Genomic DNA, 18,750 nt, shown 5'->3' on the forward strand with positions numbered 1-18,750 from the left:
CATTCTATTCTGACTTGACAAGAGCCGCTTCGATTTTGCCGAGCAGCCGCGGGAGGTCGACCGGCTTCGTATCGAAGTCGTCGCATCCGGCTTCGAAAGCTTTGCGCTCGTCTCCCGCCATCGCATGGGCCGTTAGCGCGATCACCGGAACGGACCGCGTCTTCGGGTCGGCCTTCAGCCTCTTCGTCGCTTCCCATCCGTCCAGGACGGGCAAGCTCAAATCCATAAGCACGAGGTCCGGAAGCTCTGTCGCCGCAAGCTCCACCCCGGCGAGTCCGTCTTCGGCGGTCAAGACGCGGTAACCTTTGCGAACGAGCCTCCTCGATAACATGTCGCGATTCATTTCGTTGTCTTCGACAAGAAGAATCGTATGCATCAGATCACCTCCCGTCTTCCGTCCATATATCGGCGAACCTCCGCAAGCAGCTGCCGAGGCTCGAACGAGCCTTTTTGCAGCACTCCTTTTACATAGCCTTGAAGCCGCAGGCTGTCTTCCGCCGCCATCGTTTTGGCCGTTACGACGACGACCGGGATGGCGCTCCAGCGCTCCCGCTTTCGCAGTTCCGCCAGAAACCGGTAGCCGTCCATCTCGGGCATCATCAAGTCGAGCAAAATAAGGCCCGGCGTCTCCGCCGCCAGCTTCTCCAGAGCGAGTCTGCCGTTGCCCGCCGTCGCGACGGAATAGCCTTCCTTGCCGAGCAGCTTGACCATCATCTCGCTTGTCGTGGCGTCGTCCTCGACGACGAGCACGGTTCTGGACGCCGAATCCGGCAAATATTTATCGAGCACCGAGACGAGCCGCTCCCGTTCCAGCGGCTTGGTCAGAAATTCGGACGCCCCCAGCGAGTAGCCTAGCGGCTTGTCGTCGGTCATCGAGAGGATGACGACCGGGATGTCGCGCAGTTCCGGGTCCTTCTTCAACTCGGACAGCACGGTCCAGCCGTCCATGCTCGGCATCAGAATATCCAGGCAGATCAGCTTGGGCTTCAGCTTCCTCGACAGCAGCAGCCCTTCCGCCCCGCTCTCGGCGAATGCCAGCGTCCAGCCTTCCTCGGCCAGAAATTTGCGCATCAGCTGCAGGTTCACCGGTTCGTCGTCGATAAGCAGAATGCTGACCTGCTCCTCGGCTCCGGTACCGGCCGCCGCGGTCTGTGCCGCATCGTGACCCGGCGCCGGTCGAGCCTCCCGGCCGTCCGGCTCCAGCGGAAGCCAGAACGTGAAGACACTTCCCTCTCCCGGCCTGCTCTTTACCTCGATGTCGCCGCCAAGCAGCTCGCAGAAACGTTGGGAAATCGTCAGCCCAAGCCCCGTTCCCCCGTATTTTCGCGTCGTGGAGGAGTCCGCCTGCGTGAACGGCTGAAACAGCTTGTCGAGCTGCTCCTCCGTCATGCCGATTCCCGAATCCGTCACGCTGATCGAATACCCGGACTGCGCTTTTTTCTCCCTCCGGCGTCCTTCGATCCGAATCGTTCCGTCCTGGGTAAACTTGGCCGCGTTGCTGAGCAAGTTGAGCAAAATTTGCCGCAGCTTCGTAACGTCCGTCGTCATGACGCCGTCTTCCCATTGCGCTTCGATCCGGTTGCCGTTGCTTTCGGCCAGCGGCTTCACTGTGGACAGCACGTCTTGAAAAACGCTCCCGAGCTCGCACAACTCCAGGTAGACGTCCATTTTCCCCGCCTCGATCTTGGAAATGTCGAGAATATCGTTGATGAGCGCCAGCAGATGCTTGCCCGACTTGCCGATCTTCTCCAGGTCGGCCTTAAAGGTCGGCTCCCCGAGCTCCTCCGCTTCCTCGGCCAGCATTTCGCTGTAGCCGATAATCGCGTTCAGGGGCGTTCTGAGCTCGTGGCTCATGTTGGCCATAAACTGGCTTTTGATCCGATTGGCCTGGACGGCTTCGTCGCGCGCTTGCTCAAGCTCGACTGTACGCTCCCGGACAAGCTCCTCCAGATGGTCGTTCAGACGCTGAAGCTCCTGATTTTTCAAATAAATTTCGCGAGACTGCAGCTCGATCTCGGAATCCTTGCGGGAGAAGCGCTTTGAGACGAAGATGCCAAGCAGCGACAAGCCGAGCGTAAGCAGGGTTCCCGCGGAGATCAAATAAGCGAGCCATTTCTGGTCGAGCAGCATGCCGGCAGCGAGCTCCGAACGGCGTCCGGCATGGTAGCTCGCGGCGTGCATCCCCGTATAGTGCATGCCGGCGATCGCGCCGCCCATCACAAGCGCGCTGCCGAGCTTTTTCCATACCTCGCCTCTTCCGCTCTCCTTGCGAAAATAAAAAGCGAGCCACAGCGCCGCTACCGACGCAACGACCGCAATGATGACGGACAAAACGACCAGAAGCGGATCGTAAATAATATCGACCAGCATGGCGGCCATGCCGATATAGTGCATCGTCACGATGCCGGATGCCAGCAGCAGCCCTCCCCCGAGCAGGTTGCCCGTCGTCGGCTGTCTCCGTCCGACGATCGACAGAGCGATGTACGAGCCGATCATGGCGGCCAGAACGGAGAAGAGAACCAACGTCAGATCGTATGCGACGGGAACATCCGGCTTGAACGCCAGCATCCCGACAAAATGCATCGACCAAATGCCCAGACCCATCTCGGCCGCGCCGAACACGAGCCATAAGGAGCGGTTAAGACCGGACGATTCGCTGACGCGCCCCGCAAAGTCCAATACCATATAAGAAGCGACGACCGCTACGACGTAGGAAAATACGACGAGAGCGGCGTCATGGGAACCGTGGATATGCTGCATGCATCTACCTGCCTTCGTCTGGAAATCATGAATGCGGAACGGATCGCGACAGGGCTCGCCGGATGGCGATAAGTCCTTCGCTTTCCGTATATTTCTAATCGGTAAACCTGGACGCGAATTGAAGACCGACCGAACAAATCAATAGGCATAATAACCCAATTTATCCGGTTAGGCAATACGAAAAAGCGCCGACATGTGAAAGATCGCTGACATGTGATGGATCGCCGACGGTGCACTATCTCGGACGATAGCAGGTTTCATAGAACATCGGAGGCCAAACGGAGGGGTTTTAGCGAGGCGATAGCAGGTTTCTTAGAACATCGGGTGCCAAATGAGAGGTTTTTGCGGGACGATAGCAGGTTTCTTAGAACATCGGAGGCCAAATGAGAGGTTTTTGCGAGACGATAGCAGGTTTCTTAGAACATCGGAGGCCAAATGGAGGGGGGTTAGCGGGGCGTTAGCAGGTTTCTTAGAACATCGGGCGCCAAATGAGAGGTTTTTACGGGACGATAGCAGGTTTCTTAGAACATCGGGTGCCAAACGGAAGGATTTTGCGGGGCGATAGCAGGTTTCTTAGAACATCGGGCGCCAAATGAGAGGTTTTTACGGGGCGATAGCAGGCTTTTTAGAACATCGGAGGCCAAACGGAGGGGTTTTAGCGGGGCGATAGCAGGTTTCATAGAACATCGGGCACCAAATGGAGGGGGGTTAGCGGGACGATAGCAGGTTTCTTAGAACATCGGAGGTCAAACGGAGGGGGGTTAGCGAGACGATAGCAGGTTTCTTCGAGTATTGGCTTTCCAATATAATGGAGAATCTCGAGGCTTCTCCGATTAAAAGAAAAAGACCATCCCCGCCGTCATCTTTCGATGACGAAGGCGATGGTCCCTGGGCTGATCGATCGGTCAGCCGATATGAAAGCGATAGCCGACCCATTCATGATAGCGATACGGCACGAATTGAACTTTGTATTCCGACCCGGAGCGCTCGAAGTGCTCTTTGACGACTTTGTCGACGATGACCTCTCCGTCCGTCATGTTGGCGTATTCGACCGCGCTCGTTATCGCTTCGCCGTAATACAGGCTGTTTGCCGGAAGCGACAGACCCGTATGGAAGCCGTACACCTGCCCCATGCTGATGCCGACCCCGCCGCGAAAACGAAACGGAATGCCTTCCTCCGCGAGCGAAGGATTGATGACATTGTCGATCGCCTGGACGATCTGCATGCCGCACAGACAGCTCCGGCCAACCGCGTCCTCTTCTTCCGTCGGGAAGATGGCCGTGTACGACTGATGGCTCGCTTCGATCAGCTTGCCTCCCCAGCCCGAGACGATCTGCGCGATCACGGTCACGAATCGCATGATGCCAATCTGCGCCCGGTTCAGATCTCGTTCGCGATGCTCCTCCCTGCCGTCAGCCTCGACGGTCAAGTGAAGGACGGCATACCGCTCTTCGGACGGAACGTACGCCTCCGGCTCCGCTTTGCGCTGCACGAGCCGCTTCGTCTGCTCCATCAGGCTTTCGTACGTCGTTCTGACGAATTCCGCTTGCTGCATCGTTAACACCTCCGTTCGGGTCTTTACGAGAACGCAAAAAGACCCTGAATAAGGGTCCGAAGTGAAAAATAATATCGAATTCTCAGACCCATCTCTGCCGACGAGGTTAGCTGACGGACTCGGGTAGATGGCACCCTACGTTCTCGCGAACGATTCGCCCCTGAAAGATCGGTTCCCCCGCTTTCCGCCGCAAAAGGACGGAAATTAAGCGTATACTTATACTACGCCGATCGGTCCCGGTTGTCAAACCGTTGCCAATAGATCGACCCATCCGCCGGATGCGCCTCTGCTCTCGTCACGCCGCGATTCATCGCAAATATTTTCAGCGTCTCCACAAAAAATCATTCCCGCTCCTCAAAAAGCGACCGGTCACGATCTCAGCATGTCCCGATATTTCAGATATTGCCCTTCGTACAGCGAGGAATAAAGCTTGTGGCGCTTCGCATCCGGTGTATATACGAGCTTCCCGTATCCCGTCCCTCCGGCCGCCGCTTCTTCATAGGAAGCGTATAGGCCGCAACCGACTCCCGCGGTGATCGCGGCCCCCGCCAGCGCGGCCTCCGGAATGTCCGGCACCTCGAGCGCGATGCCGGACACGTCCGCCTTGAGCTGGAGCCAGTGCCGATTGCGCGTGCCCCCGCCGACGACGCGCATCAGCCGGATCCGGCCGCCGGATACCGATTCCGCGCAGCGGCGGATCGCTTCCATCTGATAGGCGTTCCCCTCCAGCACCGCGCGTAGCAAGTCTCCTTTGCCGTGGCGGGCCGTCAAGCTGATAAACGCCGCCTTCGCCTGAGAATCGGGCAGAGGAGCCCCGCTCCCCGCCAAATAAGGCAGGAAAACGATGCCGCTCGGCCCCGCCGGCACGCCGTCAAGCCATCCCAAAACCTCTTCATAGCCGACTTGCTCTACGCCGATCAGCTCTCGCAGCCATTCCACGGAACCGCCCGAATAGGAGTGGCCCCCCATCCAGTAGAGCCGGTTGGAGACCGGATGCAGCCCAAAAGAAAGACCGCAGGCATAATCGGCTTCCGTAAGCGTCCTGACCGGAAAAACGCCGACCATCGTCTCCGCCGTCCCCATCGAATTGTACACGTCCCCGGCATGCACCGCGCCGACCGCCAGCGAAGCGCACACATGGTCGTGCCCCGCCTGAAACACGGTCGTCCCGGCATTCAAGCCCAACGCGCGCGCCACGCTTCCCGTCACTCTGCCGGTCGGCTCCCCCGAAGGAATTGCCGGAGGGAACAGGCTTTCCTCCATGTCGAAATGCCGAAGCAGCGCGGCGTCCCACTGTTTGTCCATGATGCGAAAAGCGTACGTTCTGGCTGCCAGCGTATATTCCTCCGCCATCTTCCCCGTCAGCCGAAAAGCGATGTACGAGGACACCGAGAGCCATACGGAGGAACGCAGGGCATCCGGGTGTCTCTCTTTCAGCCATAACAGCTTCGAGAGACCGTGCTTAAACGACGGCCGGAGTCCGGTTTGCCGGAAATGCTCGAATACGTCTATCTCGTCCTCGACGAGCCGAGCCTGCCGAATCGAGCAGCGCTCGAACCACGGAAGGATCGCGGATTTCACCTGCCCTGTCGCCCTGTCGACCAACAGTCCGCTTTCCGCCATGCTCGTGATGCCGATGGAGCGAATCGCGCCACTCTCGTTATCCTCGGCAAGCTGGGCAATCATCGCGGAGACATTCGCCCACAGCCGATCGGGATCGTAATAGACGATTCCGTCCGGATGGAGACGACTCTCATTTGGCCGATGCACCGACCTTACCAGATTGCCCGTCTCGTCGAAAAGCCCCGCCTTCAAGTTGGTCGTTCCGATATCCAGTCCAACAATCACCGTCCGTTCCCCTTTAACCGAATTGCCGCAGCAGCGATTCGCTGCTTCGCTCGACGTCCAGCCGCATCCGAAGCGGATGCGTCGTCTCGTAAGGCTTGGCTTGCTCCAGCCATTCGCGCCAGCGCCGCGCGTCCTTGCCGTCGGTTCTGCCGCTTAATCTTTGCAGCTCGAGCAAAGCGTTTCTGCTCAGCAGGGACCTCGCGTCATCCAAATAACGAATGAGAATCTCATAGCCTTCCCTGCCGCCGCAGCGCGCAAGCGCCCGTCCGATCGCCAGTTCCAGCATGGCCCTTCTTTCCGGAAAATAATCCGCCTGCGCTCCGGCCGCGCAGTGCTGGCTGCGGAACAGAGGAACGGCGTGCATCCGTTCAAGCGGCGGAATCGCCCGTCTGTCCCCGAGCCTCTCCGCTCCGCGGCATACCGCGTCGACGTAATAGAAGATGCCTTTCCACGTATCTCGAAAATCCTCTTCGTCCGGATGAAGCAAGTCCGCCACCCTCTGCCATACGGGGATGGCGCGCGGATCGGCCGTTTGCGCAAGCGAGTACAGCAGATTGGCGGTGTCGGGCATCGCGCCGTGATCCGGCGGAAGCTGAACGTACATAATATCGGCCGTCCGCACCGGAAGCTCCTCGCCGCCCAGATCCGCCAGGATGGCTTCGACCAACGCGGGCACGCCCGATGGGGATCCCAGCATGGCCAGAGCTTGCGCCAGCCTGGTTTTCCGGACCCCGTCCGCCCGCTCCAAAGCCTGCTCGACAAACGGGACGATTCGGGGACCGATGGAGCAAATCTCGACAAAAGGCATAGCCGAGCGGTAAACCTCGTTCATCCGCATATTCGAGTATTCGTAGAGCGGCTGCTCCGTCTCGATCGATTCCACCAGCTTCCGCAGCTCTTCGTCGCTGTAGGGATGCGTCGTCAATTCCCTCGTTAGCGCCGCCTCGGGGATTAACCCTTCCCGCGCCAGCCTTTGCTGCAGCGATCGCACGCTCACGCTTCGCGGCGTCGTGTCCTCTCGAACGGCCAGCGCCGCCGCCAGGGCGGCTGCCGCCCCGAGATTTTCCAGGTCCGACTGCATGCGAATGGCGGGAAGCGCGTCATGCGTGGCCGATACCGCTTTGCCGACGACGAGTATCCCTTCAAGCCCTTTCGGGAGCAGCATGCGGTAAGGAATTTCGATTTCCAGATTTGGCGGGATCAGACCGACATTGACCCATTCCGCGCCGCTTACCCCTTTCACGTCGTGGTTGCTGAAGTGGATATTGACGACGTCCGGCCAGCGCCGATGCAGCAGCTGATCGGTCAGCTTCATGACCGCGTCGCCGATAATATGACGACTTTCCCTTGTGGCGATATAGATTCCGTGATCGTGGCATTCCTCGCCCCGGCGTCTGCCGGCGACAATCGCGCGAGTATAGTCCAGTACATTCGATACGTCGACCATGCTCGTAAAATTGTTTTGCAGCTTGCCCGGCGTACGAAATTGGGCGAGCGAGTACCACATGACCGTATGATCCTTCTCCGAGCCGTATACGAATTCCGCCCCGGCCATGGCCGCGAGATCGCCGTCTCCGGTCGCATCGATCGCCACCCGGGCCTCGACGACGCAAGGCCCCCAGCGCGTAGCCGCAACCGCGCCGCCGACGCGGCTGCCGTTCTGGACGACGCCGAATGTGATCGCGTTAAACAGAGGCTCGACGCCCGCCTCGACCGCCGCTTTGAGCAGCGCGTACATCTTCGCTTCGATGTTCCATTTATGGCCCTTATAACGGATTTCCCGCTGTACGGCCGTCACGTCCTCCGTTATTTTCGCCGCGTAACCGCCCCGCTTGCCGAACCAATAGCTGTCGACGCCCCCGAAGGTGCCGGTGCCGCCAAGCCCCGGATTCAAGTCGAGCACGATCGTTCGCATCCCCTCCCGCGCCGCCGTAATGGAAGCGCTGGCTCCGCTGGAACCGCCGCCGACCACAAGCACATCGGCCCGTTTCCTCATGGACACGACCTGCTCATCGATTTCGACGGTCTCCATCGAACCGTCCGTTCCGATCAAGGACGGGACGACAATTGCGGCCCGGGAGGTTTCGTTCGTGGACTCATCCCGAGACCCTTCGACTCCACGCAAGTACGCAGACTCATCCCGAGACCCTTCGACTCCACGCAAGTACGCAGACTCATCTCGAACCCCTTCGACTCCGCGCAAGTACGCAGACTCATCCCGAACCCCTTCGACTGCCTGCACAAACGCTGACCCGTCCGAGGAGCTCCCGCTTGCCTCCTGCAGCGCAGATTCGCTGAGGGAGTCTTCGCCCATAGAGCGGGCGGAAGATCCGGCTAATTCATAGGCCAGCTTCTCGCCGAGGACGGAGGCTTGCACGGGATCGAGCAGCGCCGTATCCCCGAAGCGGAGCAGCCGTTTTCCCAAACAATAAACGCCGGCCACCGGGACGGATATATCGTTTAGATCAAGCGCCCGTCCGACCGAAGAGATTTCCCCCTCCGCCGCCAACCGGTCATCGTCCCCGCTTTCGAATTCCAAAGAAAACGGCCCGAGCAGTTCATGCGAAGCTGCGGTAAACGTTGCCTGGCGGAACGCGGGGACATGGTTGATCAAGTACGCCGCGAGCCGCATGCCGATGTGGCGCGCCGCGATTTCGCGTTCCCTGTCGGCGTCGGCATGGTTGCCGTCGTTCAACACCAGGCCGAACTCCGCCAAAATGTGCCCTTCTCCCAGGTAACCCCCGCGCAATCTTACCCGCCCCGCCTCCGGCGCCTCCACAAATTCGTCCGCATCGACATCGACGCCCGTAAATTCCAAAGTTCTGCGATAAACGGAAGACCCCGTTGCGGAGGCCTCTCCGGACATCTCTTCGCCGCATAAAATGGCCAGCAGCGCCGTTTCCGTGGCATCGACGATGCGGCGGCAGCGGATCGCCTGTCTGCCGGACTTGTTGGCGACGATCAGCCCCGCCGCTTGACCCGCGGTTTGAAGCACCGCGACCGGAAGCGAGGCGTACAGCAGCTCGACTCCGTGCTCCTCCAGCAAGTCCTCCAAACTGCGCTTTAACCGATCCGGGTGCAGCGGCGCATATCGCCGCTCCGCAGACGCGGACGTTGCGGACGGTTCAGCTTGGAGCGCGCGTCTGACGGGAAGCGGCAGCCGGGCCGGATCGGCTCCTTCCGGAAGCTCCAGCCACGGACGCAGCGTTGCCGTCGCCTCCCGGCCCAAATACGTCCTGGGCTCGATCACCGCCACTCTGTCGCCCCGCTTCGCCAGCTCCGCCGCGCAGGCCAAGCCGGCGAAAGAGCCGCCGACCACGACGACGTCCGCGTCGAACAATACGGGCAATTGGGCGGCAGGCATTCTGTTGTTCATGTTATCCCGCCTTTCCGCAAGCTGTGCGATTATTCAAATCCGATTTCAACGACGACCTCTCCCTCGACGCCGCCGCATTCTACCTCGTAGAAACCTCCCGCTTGCGCCGACCATGCCGCATCCCGGCCGCTGACCGTAACGGACGCCGGCTTGCGGTCCGCAGCGAACGCGAAGCTTCCGCCCTCTCTCAGCCTCACGACGGTCGTTCCCTCCTCCGTCACGCGATGTTCCCGCACCGCATGGGCGGAAATATATTTGTTCGTCAGCCCGATCGGCGTCACTCCGCCATGTCCGGCGGCGGGAACAAGCGTAAACAGCTTGCATGCCTCCGGCTGAAGCTCAAAAGAAAGATTTGTTCCCGCCTCTAACGAATGGGCTTCCTTCGCGAAATAATCGTACAGCACGACCCGTCCATCGCCCGGAATCCGCATTCCCGGCACATCGGCGGCCGACACCGCGCCCCGTACCGCCTTCCCGTCGTCGCCGACGTGGAACGCGGCCACGACTCCCGACTGTCCGGACGTATTCCACAGCTTAAGCGGTACGCCCGCCTCCTGCGGAGACACGGTCAGACAATCTGGCGTCGGGTTCGCCGTCCGGTCGCAGCGGACGATCCGCCCATCGCGATAAATCAGCGGCCACAGCTTCGCGGGATCGGTCCTGCCCGGCGCGTCGCTGAAATAGATCGGACCGCCGCTTACGGCCCGCAGTACGGCATTCTGGATATCGTCGTGATTCATCGTCCAGAACATATCCCAATCTCCCCAATAGAACGGCCCGTGGAAATAGGAATTGTACGCGTTCTGCAGCGCATGCTCCTTGAACCCGTTCCGTTCCTGCGGCACGAAGTCGTCGCTGTTGCGCGAAACGGCGGATACCGGACGATGCCATATATTTTCCGCCGCCATCCCCATGCAGTTAATGATCGTTTTGTCAAAATGGAGCGACACGGACGCCTCCAGCGCCGTGTGCGCAGCGGAGGCGGACGCGCCGACGGAACGATGATGCCGGAGGAAGTTATTGACCGCGCTCTGGCTGTCCACCTTGACGAAATCGACGCCCTGACGCTTCAAGTACCCGTGCCAGGCGTTCCAGAAGCCGAAGCCTCTGGCCGCGTCCGGATAAGGGATAACGTTGCCCCGGTCCGTCCGGAACAAATATTCGGCGTACCGGCTCGCCAGCTCGCTTGCCGGATGAATGCCGTTCCAGTAGGCGGCGATCGTATGCCATACGCCCACCCAGCTCACGCCGTGACGTTCCTTCAATTCCCGTATCGTGCGCGCAAGCCCCTCCGGGAATTTGGCGGGATCGGCGTCGAAAGCCTGCAGCTTGCGCTCCGCGATATCCGACCAGCCGTCGTCGATCATGATCCATTTCACCGGCAGGCCGCTCTGCTGAAGCTCTTCCGCCTTGGCGAGCAGCCCCGCTTCGTCCACCTGATGGTAGAAGGCATCCCAGCTGCACCAGCCCAAATAGTCGAGCCGCTCGGGGTAGGTTTTCCGAGCGCGCGGCAGCGCGGGGTCGCCCAGCATCCGGAGCGCCTGCCGCACGTTGTTCTCGGCCAGCTCGTAAGGATCTTCCCCGACGACGAGAACGAAGGCGAGTGTATCGCACTGCGTCATTCCGCCCTTATGGGAGGAGACGCGCACGAGCAGCGCTTCGGCTTCGTTCGGCCCGCCCTCGAGATCCGCCCGATAGTGCGGTCCGCTGACCGGGAGCAGGTGGCCGTATTTCCCGCCTGCGCGCCATAACAAAGAGACGGTCCGGGTCGGCAGCGTCGTCAAGTCCGCGTCGAAATGCGGACGCGTCCACCAGTCTTTGTGCTGGTAATTGGCCATTACGCCTTCAAGGTCTTCCGGCTTGGCCAGCTTTAAGGTAATCGCGTTATCGGGGGCGAAAGCCCGATGGTTGCCGTAATCGCTGTCGCCGATCAGCTTGCCTGCGATAAAGGCAAATACAAACCGATCGTAAGCGCGCAGCGTCCAGCGGACGACGACCTCCGGTTCCTCCTCCTTGCCCTGATAGACACGAACGAAGTCCGTATAAGGCCCCCGTTCGTCGGTTCCCTGGAGCTGCTCCACGGCCGCAAGCCGCAGCTCCTGCTCGCCTTCGTCCAGCCGCACCGACACGCCGAAGCCGCTCAGCACCGGCTCGCCGCCGCTGCCGACAAACGCCGCGGAACTCTCATCGTAAGTTAGCAATAGTGGCCCCGCCTTTCTTGTTCATCTTAGTCCAATCCCAGAGCATGCCGGGCAACGGACAAGCTTGCGGCGTCTCCAACCTGCTCGCCCAGACCGGACGGCACCACCCGGCAGACGCCAAGCGGCAGCGCCAGCGCTTCCCGCCTCAATTGCTCCAGCATCTCCGGTTCAAGCAGCGCCCGCTGCCGCGCGTATATGCTGCCGATCACGATTCGCTCGGGATTCAGAATGTCCACCAGCACCGCCAGTCCCCGACCAAGCTGGCGGCCCGCCGTTCGCATCACGTCAAGCGCCAGCTCGTCTCCTTCGCGCGCCGCTTCGCCGACCTCTCTGGCCGTAATCCCCGCCGCTTCGGCTTCGCCAGAGCAGAGCCGCGTCGCACGTCCGGATCGCAGCCAGTCCAGCGCCATCGAGCCCGCCAGCTGCGCGATGCCGCCCCCGCTGCAAAATCCTTCGAAGGAACCGCGCTTGCCGTAGCCCTCCGGCCCGTCCGGCTCCAGGCGCATATGGCCGACTTCCCCGGCCATATCGTTGGTTCCCGTATACAGACGGCCGTCCAAAATCAAGCCCGCTCCCATCCCCGTTCCGAACGTCAGAAAAATCATATTCCGCGTTCCCCGTCCGGCGCCCCACTTCCATTCGGCGAGCGCGCACGCATTGGCGTCGTTCTGCAGCCCGACCGGTATGCCGAACCGTTCCTTGAAGGGCGCGACGACGTCGATCCGGTCCCAGCCCGGCAAGTTCGGCGGCGACAGCACAAGCCCTGCCGCGCTGTCCAGCGGACCGCCGCAGCTGATGCCGATCGCCCGCAGGTCCGCTGCCCGCTGTTCGCGGAGCAGCCGTTCCAGCGCATCCCCGAGCGCCGTCAGCGCCGCCTGCGGACTGCCGGGAGTCGGAAAAACGCTTTTCGCCGCAATATCGATGCCGTCCCCGGTATCCTTGCCGAGGACGGCCGCGCACTTCGTCCCGCCGATATCTATGCCGCCCAGCCATGTCGTCATCCGAAGAAAGCCTCCTCCAGCATGATGCACAGCGTATGGTAGATCGGGAGATGCCGCTCTTGAATGTCTGGGGTGGAATCGAACGGCACGCGGACGGTTACGTCGCACAGCGAGTTCAATCGGCCTCCCCCGCTGCCCGTCAAGCCGATCGTCGTCATGCCCAGCGACTTCGCGACTTGCACGGCATGAACGACGTTCGCCGAATTGCCGGACGTGCTGAAGACGGCAAGCGTGTCTTCCCGTCTGCCGTAGCCGTATACTTGCTGCGCGAACACCATATCGGCGGCGACATCGTTGATGAACGCCGTCATAAGCGCGGAGTGGCTGACCAGCGAGATGGCGGGCAGAGCGCCCTGCAGATGATCCGCCAGATAATCTCCCTGTTCCTTCCCGTGACTGTGCATTTTCTCCCTCTCGGCTGCGGGAAGCGGACGCTTCGACATAAACCCTTTCATCAGCTCCCCCACGACATGCTCGCAGTCCGCCGCGCTGCCTCCGTTGCCGGCCAGCAGCAGCTTGCCTTTCCGCTCGTATGTCGCCTTAAGCAGCTCGTACGCCCGTACGAGATCCTCCCGGCAGCCTTCCAGCTCCGGATACTTGCGAATCAATCGGTCAAGCGCCTCGTTCATCCCGATTGCCTCCTTCTTCTTTCAAATGCGCTATCGCCTTCCACAGGAAATCCTCGCTTCCGAAGCTTCCCGACTTCAGCACGAATAACCGGCGCTCCGGGTCCAGCGACTCGCAGGAAGGCAGGCCGGGCTCGATTTCCTTCCAAATGCGGAAGCCCTTTATGCCCAATTCGGCGCATACCGCGGCGGAGGTTTCTCCGCCGGCCACCACGATCCGGCACTGCCCGGAACGCTCGCAAATCGCCTTGACCGTCTGCGACAAAGCGTCCGACACGAGCCGCGACACTGCGGTATTGCCGATCCCCTGCTCCCGGGCGCGCCGCTTCGTCTCGGCGACCTTCTCCGGGTCGTCGGAGGCGTAGACGAGCACGTCTTCTCCCGCCTCCAGCACCCGCGCTGCCAAATCCGCCGCCCGCCGCAGATGCTCGTCGCGCCGCTGCGGATCGAGCAGCAGAAGCGAGTCCAGCTCTGCGGAGCGGACGCCCTTCCGCCGGATATACGCCGATTGCGCCGCCGTCTGGGGCATCAGGCTGCCAGCAACGCACAGCACGTTGCGGCGGCCGGCCAAGGGCGGCGAGACAGCGCCGTCCCCGGCTTTATCGGAGCCGGCCCCTTCGCGCGCATAGCCCTCCAGCAGCGCCAGCTCCTCCGCAAGCGCCGAGCTTCCGCACACGACGCGCTCGTCCCTGGCCGCCTCCGCGATCGTGCGCAGCGAAGCCTGGTCGCGCACGTCGACGATCAAGTAATGGCAGGTTTTCTTCTTCTCGGCGATCGCCTCGCGAAGCCGTTCGCCGCCCTCGTCGACGACGCCGATATCGAGGCGGTCCACTCGCCGCCGGGTCTGCGCTTGCAGAATGCCGACCAGATCCGACCTCGTCATCGGATGGACGGGATCGTGCCGGAATTCCGATTGCTCCAGCCTTTGGCCGCGCACGTAATGAATGCCGCCGAGCGTCGTGCGGCCCGTCTTCGGGAAGCCGAGGACGACCAGCGCGAAGGCATGATCCAGCGCGTCCAGCATCGCGTCGAATTCGGCTCCGATGTTGCCTCTGAAGACCGAGCAGGTTTTGTTGTAAAATGCGGTGCAGCCGGCTTCCGCCAGAAGCCGCGTGGCCCGAAACGCCTTGCGATAAGCTTCCTCCGGACGGTCCAGCCGGGAATGGGTGTCGATAATCAGCGCGTCGGGACGCGCATCCGCGCGCGCCGGGTCCTCGGCATGCCGCAAAGGGTAGACATGCATCTCCAATCCGCCCTTGGCGAACATAATGCCGATGTCGCCCGCGCCGGTAATGTCGTCCGCAACGACGCCGATCATTGCCCCCACTTCCTTCTCGGCCGGTAGCCCGACTCGTTCAGGAAGCTGTCCACCGTTGCCGGCGTCAGCGGACGAAGCGCCGTTCCGGCGCTCTTGGCCGCGAAAAGCATCCGGCAGGCCATCTCCAGCGTATGCAGCGCCATTCGCGCTTCCCGAAGATTGGCGTCGCAGACCAGAACGCCGTGGTTTTCAAGCAGCAGCACATTGGCCGCGCGTGCTTTCGCCTTTACCGCGTCGCCGAGCTCGCGCGAGCCCGGATGGCAATAAGGCACCCGTTCCACTTTTTCCAGATAGTACATCGCTTCAACGAACAGGTCCGCCGGAATCGAATCGCCGCCGCAGGCCGCCATCGTGCTGTAGAACGGCGACGCGTGCAGCACCGCGTTGATGTCCGGGCGAAGCTCGTAAACCGCTTGATGCATCGGCGTCTCCTTGGACGGCTTCGGCCCGTCCGGCTGCACGGACGCGCCGGTTCCAATCGAGCAGAGGGCGAAATCCCGTTCGCTCAGCTCGCCCATATCCGTTCCGCTGGCCGTAATGAGATAGCGGTCCGCATCGACGCGGGCGCTGATGTTGCCCGCGTTCCCCCAGGAAAGACCGTTATCCAGCATGTAGCGGCCGGTATCGCGCAGCTGCATCCATAACGCCTCTCCGGGTTCCGCGCCAAGCTTCGCCATTACAGCTCGCCCCATTCCAGCAGATCGGTTTCCTTGATCGGCAGCTCGGCGCTGCGCGGAATGCGGAACGTCTTGATTTCCGCAGGCTTGAAGGACGCGCGCACCGATCGATTCCACCGCGGCAGGCGGATTTCGGCGGTTGTCGCCCGCTTCGACGTCTCGTAGCAGCGGACGATGAGGTCGTCGTTGTCCTCGGCTTTTTTGATCGCGCTGACGATAATATTGGCCTTGTCGACTTGAACGTACGAGTCGGTTTGCGGCAGCTTGCCTTCATGGTACGATTCGATGATCGCGACCGGCTTGCAGTTGACCTCCGCCGCCACCCGCGTGACGCCCGCGTCCTCCCATGTGCCTTCATGGGGCAGGAGCGTATACTGGAACCGCTGAATGCCTTGGTCGATAAACGAATAGTGGCCGCTCGGATCGGGCTCGTACGGAACGTGATGGGCATAGATCGGACTGCGCAGCACCGTCAGGGCCAATTCCTTGTTGTGGATGCTGTAGCTGTATTTCGCGTCGTTGATCAGGCTCATGCCGTGAATCGTATTGTTGTCCGGGTCCAATCCGGTAAAATCCACCCAGCTCTGCGCCGGCTCCTCTTCGCCGTTATGCTCGCGCTCGATCGTGCCGTACGGAATTTCGTACGTCTGCTTGCTGAACACGACGTTCATCGGGAAGACCAGCTTCAGCATCTTGAACTCTTCGCGCCAATCGACCGTCACCTGCACGTCGATCTGGTCCTTGTCCGGGTACATGGCGAAATCCTGGATCAGTCTGGAGCGGCCGTATTCGCTTTCGACGCGAATGACGGACTTGACCGGCCCGTGCTCGACCCGGTGCACCCGCTTCGCCGCGAAGCTGCCGACCTTCTTGTTGAAATGCAGCACGTCGTGGCTCCACGTATCCGACGTATCCTCCAGCACGACGGGATGCGCCCCTTCGCCCTTGAACACCTCGTGCTTGGCCTTCTTGTCGTACAAGCTCTTGATGCCCCCGCTCGCCGGATCGAATTCGAGCCGGAACCGGCCGTTCTCCATCGTATGGTCGCCCGCCTTGATCGGCTCGCCCCCCGCTTTGGCGGAATCGGATTCCTTCAGCAGCTTGTAGACGCGATAGCCCATGGACGGCAGCTCCGCCATGAAGCTGAGGCGGAACCGCCCCCGCGCGGCGGCCTGAGATTTCACCGTCTGGAACGGCACGGCGCTGCCTTGATCGTCGAGCAGCACCGCGCTCGGCTTGATGCCGCCGATCTCCAGCTCCACGTTCACCCGGCTTTCCCACGCATGCGGATTAAACACGACGATAGGCGTCATGCGTTCGTCCTGCTCGATGCCGATGTTCCACGAGAGCGATTGGACCGCGTAATTGAGCGAGCGATCCGCGATCGCCATCGCTTCTCCGTACAGATAAGCCGCATCCTGATACGCCGGCTCCAGGCTTGTACCGGCCAGAATGTCGTGGAACTGGTTAAACAGCACGCTTTTCCACGCGCGGTCGAATTCCTTCGGGTACGGCTGTCCGGTTATCCACGAGGCGAGGGCGGAATACTTCTCGGCGACCGCCAGCTTGTTCTCGGCCTGCCGGTTCCACTGCTTAACGCCCGAATGGGCGGCGTAGCAGCCGCTGGCATGATGCTGGAGATCGTCGTGCACGACCGGAATGTCCAGCCCCTTGCTCTCCACATCGCGGAAATAACGATCGGGCGTCGAGAAGACCAGCTGCGGCAGGTCGGGGTCGCCGTTCAGCCTGCGGATGCTCTCGATATTTTCCTTCGTCGGTCCGCCGCCGTGATTGCCTACGCCATAGAACAGCATCAGATCGTTGAGCGGCTCCTTGAACTCGCCCAGGCATCTGCGGACATGATTGTCGAGCTCCTGGCCCCAAGACAAATATTCGTACATAATGCGGAACGTCAGCACCTTTGAGCCGTCGTCGGACTGCCACCAGAACAGACGGCCCGGCAGCGCCTTCTCGTTGGGCATCGGCCGCATCATGACGTAATAATCCATGCCGCTTTTTTGCAAAATTTGCGGAAGCATGGAGTTGTGGCCGAAGCTGTCCACGTTGTAGCCGACCTTGGCCGTAACGCCCAGCTTTTCCTTGAAATAACGCTGGCCGTACAGCCCCTGGCGCACGAACGATTCGCCGCTCGGGATGTTGCAATCGGGCTGAATCCACCAGCCTCCGACGATATGCCAGCGTCCTTCCTTCACCCGCTCCCTGATTTCCTCGAACATGGCGGGATCGTTGTTTTCCACCCATTCGTAAATGGCCGCCGAGCTCGACGTAAAAATAAAATCCTCCGATTCCTTCATCCGGTCCAGCGCGGAGCGGAACGTCGCCTTCGCTTCCTGAAAGCCCTCCTGCCACTGCCACAGCCAGACGGGGTCCAAATGCGCGTTGCCGATCATATACAGCCGTTTATCCTTCATTTCCGTCATGGTCATCTCTCCTGTTCGTTAGTCGATTGCAAAGACGGGCGCTTGGCCGCTGCTGAGGAGAAAATCGTTCATTTTCCCGACGACGGTATTCGTCACCGCTTGTCTGCCCGTCCGCAGCCTGTCCGCGTCAAGCGCCTTGCATTCCTCGTTCGTCATCCGCTCCTCCCGGCCCAGGGCCGCGAGCAGGGACAGCTCCAGATCGGTGGCGATATTCACCTTGCTGACGCCGCCTTCGGGAAGCTCGAACGCCTTGCGCATCATGTCGGCGGGTACGCCGGAGCCGCCGTGCAGCACCAGATGAACCGGCGTTAACAGGCGGATCGCCGACAGCCGGTCGTAATCGATGCGCGGACGGCGAACGTTGTACACGCCGTGGGCGGTGCCGCAGGAGACGGCCAGCGCGTCCACGCCCGTCAGCCGCACGAACTCCGCCGCTTCCTGCGGATCGGTGAACAGCTCCTCGTCCGAATCCGTCTCGACAAAGTCGGTCGTGCCGATCATGCCGAGCTCGGCTTCGACCGAGACGCCCTGCGCGTGGGCGTACTCCGCCGCTTCGCGGCTGATGGCAACGTTATCGGCAAACGGCTTCTCCGAAGCGTCGATCATGACGGAGGTAAAGCCGGCCGCGATCGCTTCCTTAATTGTGTCCAGCTCTTTTGTGTGATCCAGATGAAGCACGGCCGGAATCGATATCGCGCAATCCGTCATCTGACGATAAAACTCCTCCGCGAATTCGTCCGGCGTGATGCGTAGCGGACAAGCTCCTTGTGCGAAATCTGCACGATAAGCGGGGACGAGGCCTGTTGTCCGGCCTGAAGCACCGCTTGGATCATCGGCGTGTAACGCGGCGAGAACGATCCGATGGCGAAGCGATTCGCTTCGGCCGTCTCCAGCGCTCTTTTTAAAGTCATGATGTATTTGCTGCCTGCAGGTTTGGTCATTTCAT

At 61.1% G+C, this 18,750-nt stretch carries 13 protein-coding genes and 1 riboswitch; all 13 genes read right to left on the reverse strand.

What is annotated here, in order from left to right; genetic code table 11:
* Nucleotides 1-4 precede the first annotated feature (4 nt).
* Nucleotides 5-376, reverse strand: a complete 372-nt coding sequence (locus tag ACFFT4_RS26955) for a response regulator (RefSeq protein WP_378052143.1) — start codon at nucleotides 374-376, stop codon at nucleotides 5-7.
* Nucleotides 376-2,760, reverse strand: coding sequence for a response regulator (locus ACFFT4_RS26960; protein WP_378052144.1), 2,385 nt, complete (start codon nucleotides 2,758-2,760; stop codon nucleotides 376-378). The genes ACFFT4_RS26955 and ACFFT4_RS26960 overlap by 1 nt, the downstream gene beginning before the upstream one ends.
* 905 nt (nucleotides 2,761-3,665) lie before the next feature.
* Nucleotides 3,666-4,316 carry a hypothetical protein gene (locus ACFFT4_RS26965; protein ID WP_378052145.1) on the reverse strand — a complete coding sequence of 217 codons (651 nt, stop codon included), beginning with the start codon at nucleotides 4,314-4,316 and terminating at the stop codon, nucleotides 3,666-3,668.
* 80 nt (nucleotides 4,317-4,396) lie between these two features.
* A riboswitch (cyclic di-AMP (ydaO/yuaA leader) is annotated at nucleotides 4,397-4,537 on the reverse strand.
* 148 nt (nucleotides 4,538-4,685) lie between these two features.
* Nucleotides 4,686-6,164: an FGGY-family carbohydrate kinase gene (locus ACFFT4_RS26970; protein WP_378052146.1), complete on the reverse strand. Its 1,479-nt coding sequence runs from the start codon at nucleotides 6,162-6,164 to the stop codon at nucleotides 4,686-4,688.
* A gap of 13 nt (nucleotides 6,165-6,177) precedes the next feature.
* Complete coding sequence (locus tag ACFFT4_RS26975; RefSeq protein ID WP_378052147.1) at nucleotides 6,178-9,540, reverse strand: FAD-dependent oxidoreductase; 3,363 nt, start codon at nucleotides 9,538-9,540, stop codon at nucleotides 6,178-6,180.
* A 29-nt stretch (nucleotides 9,541-9,569) separates the two neighbouring features.
* Nucleotides 9,570-11,741 carry a Sip1-related alpha-galactosidase gene (locus ACFFT4_RS26980; RefSeq protein ID WP_378052149.1) on the reverse strand — a complete coding sequence of 724 codons (2,172 nt, stop codon included), beginning with the start codon at nucleotides 11,739-11,741 and terminating at the stop codon, nucleotides 9,570-9,572.
* A 26-nt stretch (nucleotides 11,742-11,767) separates the two neighbouring features.
* A complete protein-coding gene (locus ACFFT4_RS26985; RefSeq protein ID WP_378052150.1) occupies nucleotides 11,768-12,742 on the reverse strand; it encodes an ROK family protein in 975 nt (324 codons plus the stop codon).
* The gene (locus tag ACFFT4_RS26990) at nucleotides 12,739-13,371 is read right to left on the reverse strand and encodes a D-sedoheptulose-7-phosphate isomerase (RefSeq protein ID WP_378052152.1); all 633 of its coding nucleotides are present in this window, start codon (nucleotides 13,369-13,371) and stop codon (nucleotides 12,739-12,741) included. Before ACFFT4_RS26990 ends, ACFFT4_RS26985 begins: the two co-directional genes overlap by 4 nt.
* Nucleotides 13,355-14,686, reverse strand: a complete 1,332-nt coding sequence (locus ACFFT4_RS26995; protein WP_378052153.1) for a four-carbon acid sugar kinase family protein — start codon at nucleotides 14,684-14,686, stop codon at nucleotides 13,355-13,357. The genes ACFFT4_RS26990 and ACFFT4_RS26995 overlap by 17 nt, the downstream gene beginning before the upstream one ends.
* The gene (locus ACFFT4_RS27000) at nucleotides 14,683-15,363 is read right to left on the reverse strand and encodes a class II aldolase/adducin family protein (RefSeq protein WP_378052154.1); all 681 of its coding nucleotides are present in this window, start codon (nucleotides 15,361-15,363) and stop codon (nucleotides 14,683-14,685) included. The genes ACFFT4_RS26995 and ACFFT4_RS27000 overlap by 4 nt, the downstream gene beginning before the upstream one ends.
* Nucleotides 15,363-17,804: an alpha-mannosidase gene (locus ACFFT4_RS27005; RefSeq protein ID WP_378052155.1), complete on the reverse strand. Its 2,442-nt coding sequence runs from the start codon at nucleotides 17,802-17,804 to the stop codon at nucleotides 15,363-15,365. Before ACFFT4_RS27005 ends, ACFFT4_RS27000 begins: the two co-directional genes overlap by 1 nt.
* A gap of 18 nt (nucleotides 17,805-17,822) precedes the next feature.
* Complete coding sequence (locus ACFFT4_RS27010; protein WP_378052156.1) at nucleotides 17,823-18,512, reverse strand: class II fructose-bisphosphate aldolase; 690 nt, start codon at nucleotides 18,510-18,512, stop codon at nucleotides 17,823-17,825.
* Nucleotides 18,509-18,745, reverse strand: coding sequence for a class II fructose-bisphosphate aldolase (locus tag ACFFT4_RS27015; RefSeq protein ID WP_378052157.1), 237 nt, complete (start codon nucleotides 18,743-18,745; stop codon nucleotides 18,509-18,511). Before ACFFT4_RS27015 ends, ACFFT4_RS27010 begins: the two co-directional genes overlap by 4 nt.
* Nucleotides 18,746-18,750 lie beyond the last annotated feature (5 nt).

The sequence above is a fragment of the Cohnella cellulosilytica genome, assembly GCF_042431195.1.
In the GTDB taxonomy this organism is placed as follows: domain Bacteria; phylum Bacillota; class Bacilli; order Paenibacillales; family Paenibacillaceae; genus Cohnella; species Cohnella cellulosilytica.

Excerpts from the sequence above, each read along its gene's own strand:
- ACFFT4_RS27010 (WP_378052156.1), bottom strand. The coding sequence starts at position 18,512 with ATGACGGATTGCGCGATATCGATTCCGGCCGTGCTTCATCTGGATCAC.
- ACFFT4_RS27015 (WP_378052157.1), bottom strand. The coding sequence starts at position 18,745 with ATGACCAAACCTGCAGGCAGCAAATACATCATGACTTTAAAAAGAGCG.
- ACFFT4_RS26985 (WP_378052150.1), bottom strand. The coding sequence starts at position 12,742 with ATGACGACATGGCTGGGCGGCATAGATATCGGCGGGACGAAGTGCGCG.
- ACFFT4_RS27005 (WP_378052155.1), bottom strand. The coding sequence starts at position 17,804 with ATGACGGAAATGAAGGATAAACGGCTGTATATGATCGGCAACGCGCAT.
- ACFFT4_RS26975 (WP_378052147.1), bottom strand. The coding sequence starts at position 9,540 with ATGAACAACAGAATGCCTGCCGCCCAATTGCCCGTATTGTTCGACGCG.
- ACFFT4_RS26995 (WP_378052153.1), bottom strand. The coding sequence starts at position 14,686 with ATGATCGGCGTCGTTGCGGACGACATTACCGGCGCGGGCGACATCGGC.
- ACFFT4_RS27000 (WP_378052154.1), bottom strand. The coding sequence starts at position 15,363 with ATGGCGAAGCTTGGCGCGGAACCCGGAGAGGCGTTATGGATGCAGCTG.
- ACFFT4_RS26990 (WP_378052152.1), bottom strand. The coding sequence starts at position 13,371 with ATGAACGAGGCGCTTGACCGATTGATTCGCAAGTATCCGGAGCTGGAA.
- ACFFT4_RS26965 (WP_378052145.1), bottom strand. The coding sequence starts at position 4,316 with ATGCAGCAAGCGGAATTCGTCAGAACGACGTACGAAAGCCTGATGGAG.
- ACFFT4_RS26960 (WP_378052144.1), bottom strand. The coding sequence starts at position 2,760 with ATGCAGCATATCCACGGTTCCCATGACGCCGCTCTCGTCGTATTTTCC.
- ACFFT4_RS26955 (WP_378052143.1), bottom strand. The coding sequence starts at position 376 with ATGCATACGATTCTTCTTGTCGAAGACAACGAAATGAATCGCGACATG.